We start from the raw sequence: 17104 nt of genomic DNA on the forward strand, positions 1-17104 counted from the left end.
CTGAGGATGCTGCTGGCTTCTTGGGTGGCGGGGGTGGTGTTGGTGAGGAGGTGGGTGAGGTTGTCGGGCAGGGTTTCGCCGCGGTGGTGTTTGGTTTGGGCGTAGAGCCGTCCCGCGCGGTAGGAGGAGCGGACCAGGGGCCCGGCCATGACACCGGCGAACCCGATCCGTTCCGCGTGCTGGGAGTGCTCCACGAACTCTTCCGGTTTCACCCACCGATCCACCGGATGATGCCGCGGCGAGGGCCGCAGATACTGGGTGATCGTCAAAATCTCACACCCCGCGTCGAACAACTCCCGCATCGCGGCGGTGACCTCGTCGGGGGTTTCACCCATCCCCAGGATCAGGTTCGACTTCGTCACCAACCCCGCCTCCCGGGCAGCGGTGATCACCCGCAACGAGCGGTCATACCGGAACCCGGGCCGGATCCGCTTGAAAATCCTCGGCACCGTCTCGGTGTTGTGCGCCAACACCTCCGGCCGCGACGAAAACACCTCCGCCAACTGATCCGGATCCGCATTGAAATCCGGGATCAGCAACTCCACCCCCGTACCCGGATTCACCGCATGAATCTGACGCACCGTCTCGGCATACAACCACGCCCCACCATCAGCCAGATCATCCCGCGCCACACCGGTCACCGTCGAATACCGCAGACCCATCGCCCGCACACTCTCCGCGACCTTCCGCGGCTCCTCACGATCCAACTCCGCCGGACGACCCGTATCGATCTGACAGAAATCACACCGCCGCGTGCACTGATCCCCACCAATCAGGAACGTCGCCTCCCGATCCTCCCAACACTCATAAATATTCGGGCACCCAGCCTCCTCACACACCGTGTGCAGACCCTCCCGACGCACCAACCCCTTCAACTCCGTGAACTCCGGCCCCATCCGCACCCGAGTCCGAATCCACGACGGCTTCTTCTCAATCGGCGTCTCACTGTTACGAACCTCAAGCCGCAACAACTTCCGACCATCAGGCGATGCACTCACACAGCCAGCGTACGCCCGTCCCACAGCGTGGGGCGGGTGGTGGTTCAGGCCGGATCCGGCGTGATGCCGGTCAGTCGGGCGGTGAGTTCCCACAGGCCAGAGCCGCTTTCCGCGGGAAGCGCGCGGCCGAGCGGCGCGACGATGACTGGGTGGCCGCGCATCCCGCGCGGGCCGTTTGGCCCCACGTACTCACCGCTCGCGACGCCGGGGGCGGTCGCGGCGTAGAGCTGGGGGAGCGTGCCCATCCGAGTGGTCTGCGCGAGGGCGAACTCGCCGATGCGGATACCGGTTGCCACGGCCGTCCGGAGGAGCCGGTTGCCGTAGGAGCGCGCCATCGAGGAACCGAGTTGGGACCGCGTGTAACCGGGGTGAGCCGCGACACTGAGGATGTCGTCACCGGCGGCGCGCAGCCTGCGGTCGAGTTCGATGGCGAAAATCTGGTTGGCGAGCTTGGCCTGTCCGTAGGCGGCGGCAGGGCTGTACCGGCGATGCTCGAAGTTGGGATCGTCGAGGTCGAACCGTCCCGTGCCCGCCGCCATGCTGGACACCGTGACGATCCTGGGGCGTTCGCCCTCGCCGTGCTGCCCGGCCGCGCCGCGCACCGCCGGCATGAGCAACCAGGTGAGTGCCGCGTGCCCGAGATGGTTGGTGCCGAACTGCGTCTCGAAGCCGTCCTTCGTCACTCCGCGAGGAGTGCCCATCACGCCCGCGTTGTTGATCAGCAGGTCGAGCGAGTCCCCGGTCAGCTCCCTCGTCCGCTCGGCGGCGCTGCGGACCGAGGACAGGTCGGCGAGATCCAGCCGGACCAGCTCGGGTTTGGTGGCCGCGACCGCGGCGACCCCGCGTGCGGCCTGCTCACCGCGCTCCTGTGAGCGGCAGGCGATCAGTACCCTGGCGCCCTTCGCGGCCAGTACCTGTGCGGTGCGCAGGCCGAGGCCGGAGTTCGCGCCGGTCACCAGCGCGGTGCGCCCGGACTGGTCGGGAATCTGGTCCTCGGTCCATTTCGCGGTCACTGCAGCCATGGCGTCAGCTAACTACAGGAGTCCCGAACTCGCTATACCGGCGAGTAGGTAAGGCGGTGGGCTCAGCCCGCAGGCGCCAGCATCCGCAGCAGGTGACCCACGGGATTGCGTCGGCGCGCGGGTGCGCTCCGGGGCGAGTGGTGGAGCAGTGCCACGAAGGCCGCGCCGATTTTGCGTACCTCGTCCGCGGGCTCGTGTGGGTCGGCCAGGCCCGTGCTGATCGCCAGCATCCGCTTCTCGGCCTCGTCGAGCGGGTGCAGTGCGGGGTAGCGGTCCAGATTCGCGTCGAGCAGGCGACGCAGCGTGCCGTGCTCCCGCACGGCGCGGTGCCATGCCCGCGTGACGGCGTCCACCCGGTCACGGTCGCTGTCGGGCACGTCCTCCGGGCCGGCCAGTTCGGCTCGCAGGTACCCGCTCAGTACCTGCGTCCACTTGTAGTGCAGGGCAAGTAGCAGGTTCTCCCGCGAGCCGAAGGCCTGCTCCGCGCCTGGCACCTCGGCGAACGGGAGTTCCCCCTCCGGGGCCCGCCGGGCCAGGGTCAGGACGGTGTCGATGACGTCACGACGTCGGTAGAAGTCGTTCCAGCTCATGGCTCATCCCCTCCATGAAAGTGACCCCTTGAATGACAGGAGCCCGTTCCGTGACCCGAGTCATACTGCGGGTTTGCTGCATACTCTCGGTACGGACCCGATGTGGCCAACATACCACGAGTACGGGGCTCCAGGATTGGCGTAGGGTTGTGAGGGTGGCGACAATGAAGTCAAGGCGGCTCGACTATTCCGAGTCCACCCGTGCGGCGTTGGTGGACAGTGCGGTGGACCTGTTCACCAAGCGTGGTTACGCGGGTACCTCGCTGGACGAGATCGCGAAGCGCGCGAGGGTCACAAAGGGGGCTCTGTACCACCATTTCAGCGGCAAGCAGGCGTTGTTCGAGGCCGCGTTCGACGCTGTCGAGACGAGGTTCCTCGAACGACTGCACAAGATTCTCGCCGGTCCGGAGTCGCCATGGGATCGCGCAATTAATGGTTTACGTGAATTTATCAAGAACTGTTTGGATCCCACCTATCAACGAATAGTTATTCACGAGGCCCCCGTGGTGATGGGCTGGGAGCGGTGGCGGGAGGCGGAGGACCAGTTCAGCTTCGGCCTGATCCGCAGCAACCTGCAGGCACTGGTGGACGCGGGCGAGGTCGACGAGGTCCCGGTCGAGATCACCGCGCGGCTGCTGTTCGGCGCGCTGTCCTCGGCGGCCACCGCGATCGCGGGCTCGGCCGACCCCAAGAAGGTCGGCGCGGAGGTCGAGGCCGTCATCGTGCAACTGCTCAACCGGATTCGCCGCCCCGGTGACGACAGCGCGAGCCCGGCCGGGACGGTTACGCTGCGGTCGTGGAACTGAGGATCTTCACCGAGCCCCAGCAGGGGGCCACGTACGACGACCTGTTGCGCGTCGCGAGGGCGACGGAGGACGCGGGATTCGACGCGTTCTTCCGCTCCGACCACTACCTGAAGATGGGGGGAGTGTCCGGCTTGCCAGGCCCCACCGATGCCTGGGTGACGCTCGCCGGACTGGCGCGGGAGACCTCGCGGATCCGGCTGGGCACGCTGGTCAGCGCCGCGACCTTCCGACACCCTTCGGTGCTGGCGATCTCCGTGGCCGGAGTGGACCAGATGTCCGGCGGGCGCATCGAGCTGGGCCTGGGGTCCGGCTGGTATGCCGACGAGCACACCGCATACGGCCTGCCGCTACCCGAGATCCGCGAGCGCTTCGACCTCTACAGCGAGCAGTTGGCCATTGTCACCGGCCTCTGGGAGACACCGGAGGGGGAGACCTTCTCCTTCGACGGTGCGCACTACCAGCTGTCCGAGGCGCCCGGACTGCCCAAGCCCGTCCAACGCCCGCGCCCGCCGGTGATCATCGGCGGCGGCGGCAAGAAGCGGACTCCGGCGCTTGCCGCCCGCTACGCCGACGAGTTCAACCTGCCGTTCACCGACCCCGACACCGCGCTGGCGCAGTTCGAACGGGTGGACGCCGCGGCGAAGGCCGGGGGCAGGGACCCGAAGGAGATCGTCCGCTCGACCGCCCAGGTGGTGGCGATCGGCCGGGACGAGGCCGAACTGGCGCGCAGGGCCGCGTCGATCGGCCGCGAGGTCGAGGAGCTGCGGGCCAACGGCATCGCCGGAAGCCCGGCCGAGGCCGTGGACCGGATCGGGCAGTGGCGCGAGCGCACCGGGATCACCCGGCTCTACCTCCAGGTGCTCGACCTCGCCGACCTCGACCACGTCGAGCTCATCGCCACCGAGGTCATGCCGCAGCTCGACTGAGAACCGCGCCGACGGGCACCGAGCCGTGATGTGGCCACACGTGCGTGGCCACAACCTGCCGAGCGTCTTGAGGCTGGCCCCTTCCTCCACCCAGGCTGAGCGCAGCCGATCGCGCAGTCAGGTGGAGGAAGGCCGGTATGACGACCACAGGGCTGGTCAGGGTGACCATCGCCGCCCCGCACCGCAGCATCGATCTCGCGCTGCCGGAGAACTCCTCGGTCGCCGAGATCCTGCCCGGACTGCTCAGGCACGCGGGTGAGCACACCGCGGACGACGGGGTGGCCGACGGCGGCTGGCTGTTGCGCCGGGCCGACGGGAAGCCGCTCGACCTCGGCCGATCGCTCGGTGCCCATCGGGTCAGGGACGGCGAGGTGCTGCATCTCGCGTTGCGCAGAACCGAGTGGCCGGAGCTGGAGTACGACGATCTGGTGGATGCGATCGCCACCGGCTCCGGCCGCATCGGCAGGGGGTGGAGCCCGCTGCACACCCGGCTCGGCGGACTCGTGTGCGGTGGGCTGGTCATCGCGCTCGGTCTCGGCGCCGTGTTGCGGGCGGGCCCGCCGTGGCATGCGGCCGGACTCTGGGCGCTCGGGCTGGCCGCGCTACTGGTGCTCGCCGGTGTCGGACTCGCCAGGTCGATGGGTGACTCCGGCGCGGGCGCGGTGCCTGCCGGGCTGGCGTTGCCGTTCGCGTTCACCGGCGGTGCCCTGGTGTTCGCCGGTGACTGGCCGATCTCCGCGTTGGGCGCTCCGCAACTGCTGTTCGGCAGCGCGGCGATGGTGCTCGTCGCGGTGCTGGGCTACCTCGGGGTCGTCGCACACGCCGCCCTGTTCACCGGTGCGGCCACCGTCGGTCTGCTCGGCGTCATCGCGGCGTGGCTGACGACGTCGGACAGCCTCGACGGTCACGAGTCCGCGGCCGTCGTCGCGGGGTTCCTGCTCGCCTTCTCGCCGATGTTCGCACCCCTGTCCCTCAGGCTGAGCCGGGTGCCGATGCCGGTGCTGCCGAGAACGACAGCCGACCTCGTGCGAGACGATCCCCTACCGTCGAGAAAGGCGGTCTACGGCGCCGTTGTCCGGGCGGACGGATTGCTCACCGGGATGCTGCTCGGCAGCGCGCTGGTCGTGGTGGTCTGCCAGGTACTGCTGATCAGTACCGGCAGCACGTCTGCCACGGTGCTCGTCCTGGTCCTCACGCTCGGCTTCCTGCTGCGGGCCCGGCTGTACCCGATTCTCTGGCAGCGAGTGCCGTTGCTCGCGGCCGGCTTCGCCGGGGTGGCCTGTCTGGTGCTCGGGCCGCTGCTGCGGAGCCCCGGCACCGTGTTGCTTCTCGGCGGCCCGGTCACGATCGCGGTGGGCGCGTGCGTGCTCGCGGCCGGACTGGTCCACAGCAGACGTGCCCCCACTCCCTTCCTCGGCCGCTACGCCGAGATCGCCGAGGTGATCGTGGTCCTCGCGGTCGTGCCTGTCGCGTGTGCGGTGCTCGATCTGTACGCCTACGTGCGCGGGCTGGGCGGCTGACGTGGCGTCCAAACGTGACCAACTCCAGGCCCACCAGTTTCTCGTCCAGCGGGTCGTCTCGGCGCTCGTCACCAGGGAAACCGACCCCGAGCAGCCACCGTTCCGGCGGCCGTCCGGGGCCGCCTTCGGCAGCGTCGCCCTCGCCGTCGTCGCAGTGCTCGCAGTGTGGGTGTACGGCCTCGTTGTGCCCGGTGGCAACGATTCCTGGCGCTCGGGTGACGCGGTGATCGTCGAGAAGGAGACCGGCACCCGGTATGTCTACGTCGACGACCGGTTGCATCCCGTCGCGAACTTCACGTCCGCGCTGCTGATCCTGGGGCAGCACGGCGAGCCGCGCACCGTGTCGCGTGCGTCCCTTGAGGGGGCGCCGAGGGGACCGAGGGTGGGAATCGTGGGCGCGCCCGACTCGCTGCCTGCCATGGATCGGCTTCGGCAGGGCGCGTGGACGATGTGCTCGTCGCCGGGCGTCGACGAGGCGGGCGCGGCCCTGATCCGGACCGTGCTGCGGGTGGGAGACGCGATCGGTGGCAGCACGCTCGCCGACCGCGCGCTGCTGGTGAAGGTGGCCGAAACGGGGGAGCGCTATCTGGTCTGGAACGGCTATCGACACGTGATCGACGACTACCCTGCTGTCGCCGCCGGCTTGGCATTGCAGTCGGAACCGTGGATGACGGTCGGGATGTCGCTGATCGACGTGCTCCCCGCGGGCGCGCCCATATCGCCGATACGGCCCGCGGACGTCGGCGCGGCCTCCTCGGCCGTGCCGTCCGCCGCCGACGTGCGTGTCGGCCAGTTGTTCGTCGTCCGGACGTCGGGCGGCGAGGTGCAGCATCTCCTCGCGGAGAAGGAGCGGCTGCGGCCGATCTCCGCGCTGCAGTACGACATCCAGTTGGCCGCGGACGTGACGGCCGACGCGTACGGCGACGCGCAACCGGCCGGGCTGCCGCTCGGGCCCGCCGCGGCGAGCGCCGCGGCGCAGTCGCCACCGGAGAGTCCCGCCCCGGCGAACCCGCCTGCGACCAGGCCCGACTTCGCGGGCGGGGACGGCGGTTCGGTGTGTGCCGGATTCGAGCCGGGTGCCGCGGTGCCGAGGTTGGCCCTGTCGCCGGCGCCCGCCGGGACCGATCAGTTGATCGTCACCGCGGGCAGCACGGAGAACGGCACGCCGCTGACCGATGCGGTGATCGTCGCACCCGGTTCGGCGACCGTGGTCGAGGCCATGCCGAGCACGGACGCGCCCGCCGGGACGATCTCCGTGGTCACCGACCTCGGCTATCGCCACCCGCTGGCCGATCCCGCGCTGCTCGGCGTGCTCGGCTACGAGGGGGTGCGGCCGGTGCGCATGCCCGCCGGGCTGGTGGCGCGGATTCCCGAAGGCCCCGGCCTGGACGCGAGCGCCGCGATGCGCCCCTGATGTCGCCTGCTCCTGCCCGTCCTCCGGCCGCTGGCCGTTTCCGGTCACGAGGCCGCGAGTTCGGCTCCGGCTCCGGACGATGACTGATGTGAAGCGACGTGTCGCGCGAGCCGGTGCCGCGGTGTTGATCTGTGTCCTCGCCGTGGTGCTGGCTCCCCTCAGCGCCGTGGCGGCTCCACCCGCGGGAGCCTGCCGCGACCCGGAGCCCGCCCGCCCGGCCATCGGCAAACTCCCCTGGGCGCAGCAGGTACTCGACCCCCGCGGCGTCTGGACGCACAGCACGGGCGCCGGGGTGGTGGTCGCGGTCGTCGACTCGGGTGTCGACGTGGACCACCCGCAGCTGCGGCCGGACGGCAAGGTGCTGCGGGGCCAGGACTTCTTCCTCGTCGGTGACCTGCCGGGAAGCTTCGACTGCGTGTCGCACGGAACCGCGGTGGCCAGCATCGTCGCCGCGGCTGTGGTCGACGGCATCGGCTTTCACGGGGTCGCGCCGTCGGCGCGCATCCTGCCGGTGCGGGTCACCGACGCCGACCAGTCCCGGGGCAAGGAAACCAGCATCGACCCCAACGTGCTCGCCAGGGGAATCCGGTACGCGGCCGACAACGGGGCCAAGGTCATCAACCTGTCTCTCGCGGGCACGAAGGACGAAGTGGTGGTGCGGGACGCGGTGGCGTATGCGCAGGGCAAGGACGCCCTCGTGATCGCGGCGGCCGGCAACTTCCAGGGAGACGGCAGCGCCGAACTCCCGTCCTTTCCCGCGGCGTACGAAGGAGTGCTCGGCGTCGGAGCCGTCGACATCGCGGGCGCACGCATCGACGGGTCGCAGATCGGTCGCTATGTCGACCTCGTCGCTCCCGGTGGCGGAGTGCTCGCCGCGACCAGGTCGGCCGGCCACACCTATTGGGAGGGCACCAGTTTCGCGGCGCCCTTCGTCGCGGGAACCGCGGCACTCGTCCGCTCCGCATGGCCGGAGCTCAGCGCCGAGGAGGTCGCCCGGCGACTGCTCGCGACGGCCAGCCCAGCCCGGGGCGGGCAGGGCAGCCGGTCCTACGGTGCAGGGATCGTGAACCCGTACCGTGCGGTCACCGAAGGGTTGACGGACAACCCGCCCGGTGAGCGGCCGGGAATCGTCAAGCCCGCCCCCGATCCCGCCGAGATCCGCGTCGCGGCCTGGTGGAGCGACACGGGTTCGACGACTCGCGGATGGACGATCGGCCTGCTGAGCTCTGCCGTCGTCGTGCTGGTCGTGGTGGTCGCCGTCTCCCTCGGCAGGCGGCGTCGCTGGGCACCCGGCCGAGTCGAGCCGCCCACCGCCGAGCCTGTCCGGGACGAGCCACCCGAGCAGCTGTTCCTGCTCGACCCGCCACCCGTGGACAGATGACGGCCGGGGCCCGTCATCGTCGGATGACGGGCCCCGGCCGCATCCGGCACTAGGCGGTGTTTCATAAGCGCGCGGTCGCGAACCCGTCTACGGAGCGTGACCCGCGTGAGGATCCGAACCTTGGCACGCGAGCGGTCCGCAGCCGGATTCGCGAGGTCGTCGGCCACAGGCGCGCCACACATCACCTCATACAGATGCCTTCTGAAACAGCTCCTAGGCCCCGTGTCCGGTGGCGGAGCTCGTGCCGGTGAGCCGGTTGACCGTGCCAGTTCCCTGTGTCTCCGCGGCGAGGTACTCCGCGACGCACCCCATCGCGTCATCGCACAGGGCGCCGTACGCCTTGGGGATCGAATCCGCGTTGGCCGCCAGCTTTTCCGCCAGCGGCCGGTACTTCTCCAGGAAGGCCTGGGCCAGCAGGTCGCTGCCGATTCCCGGCTCGTTCGCCGAGATCGCCTTCTTGCGTCTTGCCCAGGCGCTGCCGAACGTCTCACCTGCCGCGCGGAGCTGGTTGACACCCCTGGTCACGCCGTCGGGGTTCATGTCGTAGCCGGTCATGACCGTACTCCTTCGATCTCCTTGTCGAGCTGGTGCATGAAGGGGTCCGTGTGCACGTCCGTCGCGGGCAGTTTCGCGTCCTTCGGCAGGAACTGCCGGGTGATCGCGAACAGTTGTTCGCGGGACATCTCCACGGCTTCGTGAACGGTGTCCACAATGGCTTCCGCGAGTGCTTTCGAGTCCGCGGTCCGGTAGATGCGCGGATCGAGGTAGAGCTCCCTGAGCTCACCGCGGCCGACGACCGTGGCGCTGATGAGACCGTTCGGTGAGTCGGCGGTCGCCGTGATGTCGGCGATCCGGGATCTGATGTTCAGCAGGTCGTCGCGAAGGCTTTCGTAGCTCGCCTTTCTTGCCGCCGCGTCGATGTTCGGCCGTTCCATGGGTTACTCCTCGCTCTCCCGTTGACTTCTCGTGCCGGATCGGTCGTGTTTGTCCGGTGCGGCGGCCCGGGTGTGCCGGGGGACGGGTGTCGCGGCCGGGGTGAACTCGCCTTCGGCCGCTCCGGGCTCCGCGTTGGGATGGTCGGCGTGCTCGCTCACCGGCCGGACGCTGCCGAGGAACCGCTGAAAATCGTCGGCGAGTCCGGAGACCTGTGCTCTTGTCGTGGTCAACGCCAGTTGCAGCACCGCACGGTTGCTGTTGCCGGTGATGTCCGGCATCGCGAGGAAGACCTGGCATCGGACCCGGCCCTCCGCCGCGTTCCTGGCATCGGTGATGTCGAGTATCTGCGTGAAGCCAGGAGAGTCGGAGGTTCCGACCTCGGTCCGGGTCAGCACTTCGACGGCAGCACCGGACTCTCGCAGCCCGGCTACGGACTCGTCGGCGATGTCGACCAGCTGTGCGTCATCGGACCGTAACTCGCAGCTGACGGTGATGTTCGAGGTGACATCACCGGTCGTTCCGGAGTGGACGGCGACCACGGCGCCACTGGAAGCGCCGGCCTCTTCTGGGTGCGGGGCTCGCCAGCCTTCCGGTACGGCGAACTCGATCGGCACCGGTAATGCGGTGTGCACTGTGGATCCTCCTTGAGCCTCTGCGGACGGTCGACGATCAGTGGAACCAGCTGGAGACGTGGTCGGCGCCCCCGCTCACCGTGTCGAAGGCGCTGCCAACGCCTTCCTGAATCGCGGTACCCGCGTCCTTCAGCGTTGCCACCGCCTTCTCGGGGTCGATGACGATGTGCCCCTCGATCTTGCCGCCGGTTCCCAGCGCGGCCCCCAGGCTTCCGCCCAGCACCCACTTTCCGTCCGCGCGCTGACCCGCGGTGATTCCGGCATCCACCCCGACACCGGTCCACCGTTCGACTCTTCCACCCGCGCCGAATCCCTTGTACTCGCCGTATCCGGCCAGGCTGGCCTTGTGTCCGGCGAAGACCTCTCCACCCGCGTTCACGTAGTCCGGGCCCGCCTCGAACTCGCCTTCGGCCTGGTAACCGAGTGTGGTCTCGAACGTTCCCTTGACGGAAGCCTCGCCCACGTCGAGCGTGGCGTCGTAGGACGCCCCCACCCCCCAAGCCCGCATCTCCTCGAACTTCTTACCTTTGTCTGTCCAGGTCGTCGCGGATTCTCCGTAGAGCGAATCGGTCGAAGGTGCGGTGCTCGCCCACACGGTGCCCTTTCCCGTGGAGCGAACGGCGACGTCGTTGCCTGCGAGTTCGAGGTTGCGCAGACCGGAGTCCACGCGCAGTGACGCGTCCGCGACGTCCTCGTAGATCCTCGTTTTCCCCGCGTTTCCCACGCGCGAGTCCGCTGGCAGTTCCCTGTTCCCCAGTTGCCTGCCGAACCGTTCGCCCTGGGACGTGTTCTTACTGCCCAGTTCTCCGGTCCACCTGTTGAAGGTGTCCACATTCTCCTGGTCGATCTCCCCGTTGATCTCCCAGCCGGTGTCGCTCTTGATCTTCTCCCGCGTGGCGCCCAGGAAATCCCGGACTCGGCCTGCCGTGTCCTCGACAAAGCTTTGCTTGGCGAGTTCTCGTTCGCCGTCGGGCAGCGTGTCGGCGGTGTCATAGATCGGCTGACCGCGACTGATCTCGTTGTCGATCTGGTTGTTGGCATGGTCGACGTCGCCGGCGAAGGTTTCGGCCTGCTCGCCGAGTCTTGCCGCGTCGGAGCCGACCGCCCGCGTCGCATCCACCGGTTCCGTGGCTTTTTCGCGCAACTGCTGCCCGGCTGGGTCCGCCCATTCGGCGGTGGTGTCCTCCGCTGCCTTCGCGGCGTCGTCGGCCGCGCCCTGCGCGCCTTCGGCGGTCTTTCTGAGGTTGTCGGCGATCTCACGAATCACCCCTGTGTTCGTGTCCGGTGTCGATACGAGTTCCCGCACCCGTGCCTCGAACTCGGAGGTGCCGGGTTTGGCGGTGTCGCCGTTGCCGGTGCTGCTGTTCTCGGCCGTCGGCTCGCTTTCCGACTCGTCCGCCTTGTCCGCCGCGGCCTCGTCCTGCGTCTTCGCATCGTCCGGTGGCGGGGCCTCGCTCTCCTCGGCCTTCGGTTCTTCTGCGGCCGGTGCGTCCGCGGGCTTCTCCTCGGCCGCGGCCGGTGGCTCTTCCGAAGGTGAAGGCGCCTGCTCCGGCTCGCCGGACTCACTGGACCGGTCGGGTTCTGCGGGCTCACTGCTGGCCGGTGCGGGATCAGCGGGAGCGGATGGTGCGGGATCGGGCGCAGCGGGTGGGTCCGCTGGAGCCGGTGGTGCACCGCCGCCTTCGCCTGGTTCCTCGGCCATCCCAGAACTCCTCAGTGTGTTGTTCCAAACTCGGGTCGTTCACCGCCGAAGACCAGTCTCGGGCGGTCGAGACCATCCACAGTGGTTGGTGGCCGGTTCCGGACAACCGGAGTGCGCAACGAAAAGCCCCGGCACGATCGACTCGTACCGGGGCTTTCGTGCCGGTGTTTCTCAGGCACCCATCCGTCCACAGGAACGTTGCACGGCACCCATGTTCTCCTGGTTGCAGGACATGACGCCCTGGTTCATCGCCTGCATCAGGTCCTGCCCGGCCTGCAGGGCCTGCTGCCAGGCCTGACTGATCTCGCTGAACTGGCCGCCGGCCTGGTCGAGCCAGTCGGCCTCGGTCATCCCCGAGGCCTGGCGCCAGTTGTCCATCGACCCCTGCACACCCCCGACGCAGCCGTTCATGCCCGATGCCAGGGATTCCAGAGCGCCGAACATCGCAAGTTTGCGCGGCATACTCGAACTCCTCTCTGATTTGTTGTTTCCGCCCGCCGGTCAGTCGACGAGCGGCGTCACGTGCGGAGCAGGCCGCCGAAGGCGAAGAGCGAACTCGGCGATCCCCCTGCCAGCTCGGCGGATTTGCCGTCGCCGTCACCGTCATCGCTGTCGCCGGATCCGCCACTCGACCCGCCGCCGTGGTCGCCGCCACCGTCGGACCCGCCGCCGTCGACACCGTTGAAGCACGCGGCGCCCTGCTGGTCGACGTCCGCGTAGTCGTTCATCGCGTACATCGTGTCCCCGCCGAGTTTTTCCAGCTTTCCGCACAGATTGCGAATCGCCGTCTCCCATTTCTTGTACGCGTTGAGCAGCGCGGTGGACTGGTCCATGTTCCACTGCCCGGGAATGACCGAGTTCACCTGGCCGTCCAGGTTCTTCCGGTGTCCTTCGATCTCCTGGACAACCACGGCCGCCATCTGAGCTGCTCGCGCGAGTGTGTCTGTGTTGGCATCCATCAGACCGCCACCAGCGACCATCGGATTCTCCTTTCCATTCATACGGCTGCACGCCGTCCGGTGCTCCGCGACCGCCAGGCACAAGCCAGCCGTGCCGCGGATACCGCCAGGACACTAGGTCCGTTCTCCGCCAGGGCGCGGCCGCGCGGCACCTTCCTGCCACGGTCCACTGGGAGTGGAACCAAACCGTCCACAATCGTCTCCAGTTGCCGCAGGAAGAGAGGGTGCTCGCGATGGCTACGGTCGTGGTTCGGAGGCCAGTGCGTCGTCCCGCCCCGGAACAACCCTCGGGGGAGCTCGTCCTGGACGCGCCACCGGAGATTCCCAAGCCCTCGGGCAGGCAGTGGACGCAGCTCCTCATGGTCATCCCGATGGTCGCCATGATGGCCGCGATGATGCTGATGTTCTCGGGCAGAATGGGCGCGGGCTCCGGCTCCGGCTCACTGCGGCTGGTGATCTTCGGCCTGTTCGGCGTCGGCATGCTCGGCATGCTGGGTGTCGCGCTGCTCAACTCCTCGGGCCCGAGCAAACGCGAGATGGGCCACGAGAGAAGGAGCTACCTGCGTCACCTCGCGCAGCACCGGTTGCGGCTGACCCGTGCGGTGGGCAGGCAACGCGACGCCATGGTGTACCTCCATCCGGAACCGGTCGCGCTGTTGTCGCTCGTCGGGAGCTACCGGCTGTGGGAGCGTCGCCCCCTCGACGCCGATTTCGGGGTCGCCCGCATCGGTACCGGCCCGCAGCGTCCTGCGATGGGCCTCGTGCCCCCCGAGGCCAAACCCCTCGAGCAACTGGAGCCGCTGTCGGCACTGGCGCTCCGGCGGTTCATCACCACCTACTCGGCCATTCCCGACCTCCCGCTGGCGATGGCGATCAACGGCTTCGGCCGTGTCCACGTGCATGGTGACCGGGACAGGTCGGTCGCGTTGGTCCGCGCGATCGTGGCGCAGCTCGCGACCCTGCAGTCGCCCGACGACCTGCGGATCGCGGCGTGTCCGGCAGGAGGGGCGCAGGAGGAGTGGGAGTGGCTCAAGTGGTTGCCGCACGCACTGCATCCCGAGCGGACCGACGCGGCCGGACCGTTGCGGCTGGTCGCACCGTCCATCGTCACGATCGAGGCGATGCTCGACGATCTGCTCGGCAAGCGCTCCCGCTTCGATCCCACTGTGGACAACCGGGATGCCCTGCCGCACGTGGTGGTGATGCTGGACGGCGGTTCGATCGCCGGATCGGACCACCTGATGGCCGAGGGCGGACTGGAAGGCGTCACGATCGTCGACCTCCGCGGCCGGCCACCGCGCGCGCTCGATCCCTCCTCGATCGTGCTGCACGTCGGCCCCGACGGTTCGCTCACAAGCGAGACGATGGACGGTGCGGTCGATCTCGGCGTCGCGGACGCGCTGGACGTGCCCACCGCGGAGGGAATCGCGCGGCAGCTGGCACCGCTTCGGGCGACAGCCGGTATCCGTGGAGAGCAACCGATGAGCACGGACCTGGGCCTGGCCGAACTCCTCGAGATCGGTGACCCGCACACGTTCGACCCCGATGACACGTGGGTGCAGCGACCGAACAGGGACCGGCTGCGGATCCGCTTCGGGATCCGGGCCGACGGAACACCGGTCGAACTCGATCTGAAGGAGTCCGCACAGGACGGAATGGGGCCGCACGGACTGTTGATCGGCGCCACCGGCTCCGGCAAGAGCGAACTGCTGCGCACCATCGTGCTCGCCCTCGCTGTCGCCCACTCGCCGAGTTCGCTGAACTTCGCCCTCGTGGACTTCAAGGGCGGCGCCACCTTCGCGGCCCTGGACAAGCTGCCGCACACCAGCGCGGTCATCACCAACCTCGCGGACGAACTGCATCTGGTGGACCGGATGACCGATGCGATCAACGGTGAGTTGGTGCGCAGGCAGGAACTGCTGCGGGCGGCGGGCAACTTCGCCTCGCTACGGGAGTACGAGAAGGCCCGCGCCACCGGTGCACCACTGCCGGAGGTGCCCACCCTGCTGGTGATCTGCGACGAGTTCAGCGAGCTGTTGTCGGCCAAGCCCGACTTCATCGACATGTTCGTGCAGATCGGGCGCGTCGGGCGTTCACTCGGTGTGCACCTGTTGCTGGCGAGCCAGCGCCTCGACGAGGGCAGGCTCCGCGGCCTGGAGACGCACCTGTCGTATCGCATCGGCCTGCGCACCTTCTCCGATCTCGAGAGCCGGACCGTGCTCGGCGTCGGTGACGCGTTCACGCTTCCGCGCGCACCCGGACACGGTTTTCTCAAGGCGGGTACGGAATCGATGGTCCGATTCCGTTCGGCCTATGTGTCCGGTGTGCACCGGACGGCGACGGCGAACATCGCGGACGAGGGGCGCGGGGACGCACTGACACTGCTCGAGTACTCGACCCGCTACCTGGCTCCACAGGCCGACGCCGAGGACACGGCGGACGACGTTGACGACGACGACAACGTGGTGGGCGAGACCCTGCTGGACGTCATCGTCGACCGCATGCGGGGGCGCGGCAACCCTGCCCACCGGGTGTGGTTGCCCCCGCTGGGCGAGTCGCCCACTCTCGGCCAGTTGCTGCCGGAACTCGCCACGCGCGACGAGCGCGGGCTCGGTTCCGGCGACGAGCGGCTGAGCGGGAAGCTGCGCGCGGTGGTCGGAATCGTGGACCGGCCGCTGGACCAGCGACGGGAACCGCTGGTGCTGGAGCTGTCCGGCTCGGCGGGCCACGTGCTGGTCATCGGCGCACCGCAGTCGGGGAAGAGCACCACGCTTCGGTCGGTCATCACCAGCCTGGCGCTGACGAACACTCCCCAGGAGGTGCAGTTCTACTGCCTCGACTTCGGCGGCGGAACGCTGGGCTCGATTCGTGGACTGCCACATGTCGGCGGTGTCGCGGGCCGGCAGAACGTGGGCGCGGTGCGGCGGACGATCGCGGAAGTGCGGACGCTGATCGCGCACCGGGAACGTGCGTTCGCGGAGCGGGAGATCGACGGGATGCAGGCGTACCGGCGGCGGAACGCGGAGGACGGTGTGGACCCGTACGGCGACGTCTTCCTGGTCATCGACGGCTGGTCCACAATGCGCACCGAGTTCGACGACCTGGAAGCCGTCGTGGCCGACATCGCGGCACGGGGCCTCTCCTACGGCGTGCACGTCGTCGTGTCGTGTGCCCGCATGTTCGATCTCCGGATGAACATCAGGGACCTGTTCGGCACCAAGGTCGAGCTGCGGATAGGCGATCCGGTCGACAGCATGGTCGACAGGGCGTCGGCGATCAAGGTCCCGGAGGGCGCACCGGGACGCGGTGTGACCATGAGTAAACACCAGCTGCTGATCGCACTGCCGAGGATCGACGGGAACACCGATCCGGCCGACCTGTCCGACGGGGTCCGGCAGCTGGTGGACACCGTGTCGGCCGCCTGGCGGGGACCTGCCGCTCCCGCGGTCCGGCTGCTGCCCGCCGCGTTGCCGTACGAGCAGCTGGCGGGCGCCCACGACCCCGCGGCGCACCGGATCGCCGTGGGCATCGCGGAGCACGACTTCGAGCCGGTGCTGCTGGACTTCGGCGTGGACCCGCACCTCCTTCTGCTGGGGGACACCGAGGCGGGCAAGACCACGTTCCTCCGGGCACTGGCCCGTGGGATCAGCAGCAGCTACGAGCCCACGCGGGCGAGGATGATCATCGTCGATCATCGGCGGGGCCTGCTCGGCGACGTCGACGCCGAACACCTCATCGGCTATGGCACGGACCGGGAGACGACCTCCCGGCTGATGCGGCAGGTCGCCGACGAGATGGCGGTGCGGCTGCCGGGACAGGACGTCACGCCGGATCAGCTGCGCGAACGCAGTTGGTGGCGGGGGCCCGAGTTGTTCGTCCTGATCGACGACTACGACCTCGTGGCGAGCCAGCTGGACAACCCGTTCCTGCCGTTGCTGGACTTCGTGGCGCAGGGCAGGGACATCGGGCTGCACGTGGTGCTGACGCGACGCACGGGAGGGGCGGGCCGGGCCTTGTTCGAGCCCTTCGTCTCGCGGCTGCGGGACGTGGGGTCACCGGGCTTGATGATGTCCGGCGACAAGGACGAGGGGCCGCTGCTCGGTGGCCTCAAGCCGGAACTGCTGCCGCAGGGAAGGGCATGGCTGACCAACAGGCGGCACCCGGCTCGGCTGGTGCAGCTCGCCTGGCTGCCGAAGAACGACTGACCGACGGAGGAAC

At 68.9% G+C, this 17104-nt stretch carries 15 protein-coding genes; 6 read left to right on the forward strand and 9 right to left on the reverse strand.

Features of this window, described 5'->3' with window-relative positions:
* The 3 genes from lipA to BM199_RS15970 all read right to left on the reverse strand — a co-directional run.
* Positions 1-998, reverse strand: a 998-nt coding sequence (lipA, locus tag BM199_RS15960) for a lipoyl synthase (protein WP_091674244.1), incomplete at its 3' end; no start/stop codon positions are given.
* A 44-nt stretch (positions 999-1042) separates the two neighbouring features.
* Positions 1043-2020 (reverse strand): oxidoreductase, encoded by a 978-nt coding sequence (locus BM199_RS15965; protein ID WP_091674029.1) that lies wholly within the window; start codon positions 2018-2020, stop codon positions 1043-1045.
* 62 nt (positions 2021-2082) lie between these two features.
* On the reverse strand, positions 2083-2610 hold the full coding sequence (locus BM199_RS15970; protein ID WP_091674030.1) for a hypothetical protein: 528 nt from the start codon (positions 2608-2610) through the stop codon (positions 2083-2085).
* 164 nt (positions 2611-2774) lie between these two features.
* On the opposite strand from BM199_RS15970, the gene BM199_RS15975 reads away from it, so the two are divergent.
* The 5 genes from BM199_RS15975 to mycP all read left to right on the forward strand — a co-directional run bounded on the left by BM199_RS15975 (position 2775) and on the right by mycP (position 8657).
* On the forward strand, positions 2775-3416 hold the full coding sequence (locus BM199_RS15975) for a TetR/AcrR family transcriptional regulator (RefSeq protein ID WP_091674031.1): 642 nt from the start codon (positions 2775-2777) through the stop codon (positions 3414-3416).
* Positions 3407-4342: an LLM class F420-dependent oxidoreductase gene (locus BM199_RS15980; RefSeq protein WP_091674032.1), complete on the forward strand. Its 936-nt coding sequence runs from the start codon at positions 3407-3409 to the stop codon at positions 4340-4342. Before BM199_RS15975 ends, BM199_RS15980 begins: the two co-directional genes overlap by 10 nt.
* A gap of 137 nt (positions 4343-4479) precedes the next feature.
* Entirely contained in the window at positions 4480-5862 is a 1383-nt protein-coding gene (gene eccD / locus BM199_RS15985; protein ID WP_091674033.1) for a type VII secretion integral membrane protein EccD, read from the forward strand.
* A gap of 1 nt (position 5863) precedes the next feature.
* A complete protein-coding gene (gene eccB, locus BM199_RS15990) occupies positions 5864-7276 on the forward strand; it encodes a type VII secretion protein EccB (protein ID WP_091674034.1) in 1413 nt (470 codons plus the stop codon).
* A gap of 79 nt (positions 7277-7355) precedes the next feature.
* Positions 7356-8657, forward strand: coding sequence for a type VII secretion-associated serine protease mycosin (mycP, locus tag BM199_RS15995; protein ID WP_091674035.1), 1302 nt, complete (start codon positions 7356-7358; stop codon positions 8655-8657).
* A gap of 213 nt (positions 8658-8870) precedes the next feature.
* Here the strand turns inward: mycP and BM199_RS16000 are convergent, their stop codons facing one another.
* The 6 genes from BM199_RS16000 to BM199_RS16025 all read right to left on the reverse strand — a co-directional run bounded on the left by BM199_RS16000 (position 8871) and on the right by BM199_RS16025 (position 12928).
* Positions 8871-9212: a hypothetical protein gene (locus tag BM199_RS16000; RefSeq protein WP_091674036.1), complete on the reverse strand. Its 342-nt coding sequence runs from the start codon at positions 9210-9212 to the stop codon at positions 8871-8873.
* Positions 9209-9592, reverse strand: a complete 384-nt coding sequence (locus tag BM199_RS16005; RefSeq protein WP_091674037.1) for a YbaB/EbfC family nucleoid-associated protein — start codon at positions 9590-9592, stop codon at positions 9209-9211. Before BM199_RS16005 ends, BM199_RS16000 begins: the two co-directional genes overlap by 4 nt.
* 3 nt (positions 9593-9595) lie before the next feature.
* Positions 9596-10225 (reverse strand): hypothetical protein, encoded by a 630-nt coding sequence (locus tag BM199_RS16010; RefSeq protein ID WP_091674038.1) that lies wholly within the window; start codon positions 10223-10225, stop codon positions 9596-9598.
* A 37-nt stretch (positions 10226-10262) separates the two neighbouring features.
* On the reverse strand, positions 10263-11927 hold the full coding sequence (locus tag BM199_RS16015) for an SPOR domain-containing protein (RefSeq protein WP_091674039.1): 1665 nt from the start codon (positions 11925-11927) through the stop codon (positions 10263-10265).
* Between the two features lie 171 nt (positions 11928-12098).
* Positions 12099-12389: a hypothetical protein gene (locus tag BM199_RS16020; RefSeq protein ID WP_091674040.1), complete on the reverse strand. Its 291-nt coding sequence runs from the start codon at positions 12387-12389 to the stop codon at positions 12099-12101.
* Positions 12390-12445: 56 nt separating this feature from the next.
* A complete protein-coding gene (locus tag BM199_RS16025) occupies positions 12446-12928 on the reverse strand; it encodes a WXG100 family type VII secretion target (protein WP_342741714.1) in 483 nt (160 codons plus the stop codon).
* Positions 12929-13119: 191 nt separating this feature from the next.
* On the opposite strand from BM199_RS16025, the gene eccCa reads away from it, so the two are divergent.
* Positions 13120-17091 carry a type VII secretion protein EccCa gene (eccCa, locus tag BM199_RS16030; protein WP_091674245.1) on the forward strand — a complete coding sequence of 1324 codons (3972 nt, stop codon included), beginning with the start codon at positions 13120-13122 and terminating at the stop codon, positions 17089-17091.
* Positions 17092-17104: the final 13 nt, after the last annotated feature.

The sequence above is a fragment of the Amycolatopsis marina genome (genome assembly GCF_900111885.1).
Lineage (GTDB): Bacteria > Actinomycetota > Actinomycetes > Mycobacteriales > Pseudonocardiaceae > Amycolatopsis > Amycolatopsis marina.

Coding starts and splice junctions, on each gene's coding strand:
- BM199_RS15965 (WP_091674029.1), bottom strand. CDS start 2,020: ATGGCTGCAGTGACCGCGAAATGGACCGAGGACCAGATTCCCGACCAG.
- BM199_RS15970 (WP_091674030.1), bottom strand. CDS start 2,610: ATGAGCTGGAACGACTTCTACCGACGTCGTGACGTCATCGACACCGTC.
- BM199_RS15975 (WP_091674031.1), top strand. CDS start 2,775: ATGAAGTCAAGGCGGCTCGACTATTCCGAGTCCACCCGTGCGGCGTTG.
- eccD (WP_091674033.1), top strand. CDS start 4,480: ATGACGACCACAGGGCTGGTCAGGGTGACCATCGCCGCCCCGCACCGC.
- mycP (WP_091674035.1), top strand. CDS start 7,356: ATGACTGATGTGAAGCGACGTGTCGCGCGAGCCGGTGCCGCGGTGTTG.
- BM199_RS16000 (WP_091674036.1), bottom strand. CDS start 9,212: ATGACCGGCTACGACATGAACCCCGACGGCGTGACCAGGGGTGTCAAC.
- BM199_RS16005 (WP_091674037.1), bottom strand. CDS start 9,592: ATGGAACGGCCGAACATCGACGCGGCGGCAAGAAAGGCGAGCTACGAA.
- BM199_RS16015 (WP_091674039.1), bottom strand. CDS start 11,927: ATGGCCGAGGAACCAGGCGAAGGCGGCGGTGCACCACCGGCTCCAGCG.
- BM199_RS16020 (WP_091674040.1), bottom strand. CDS start 12,389: ATGCCGCGCAAACTTGCGATGTTCGGCGCTCTGGAATCCCTGGCATCG.
- BM199_RS16025 (WP_342741714.1), bottom strand. CDS start 12,928: ATGAATGGAAAGGAGAATCCGATGGTCGCTGGTGGCGGTCTGATGGAT.
- eccCa (WP_091674245.1), top strand. CDS start 13,120: ATGGCTACGGTCGTGGTTCGGAGGCCAGTGCGTCGTCCCGCCCCGGAA.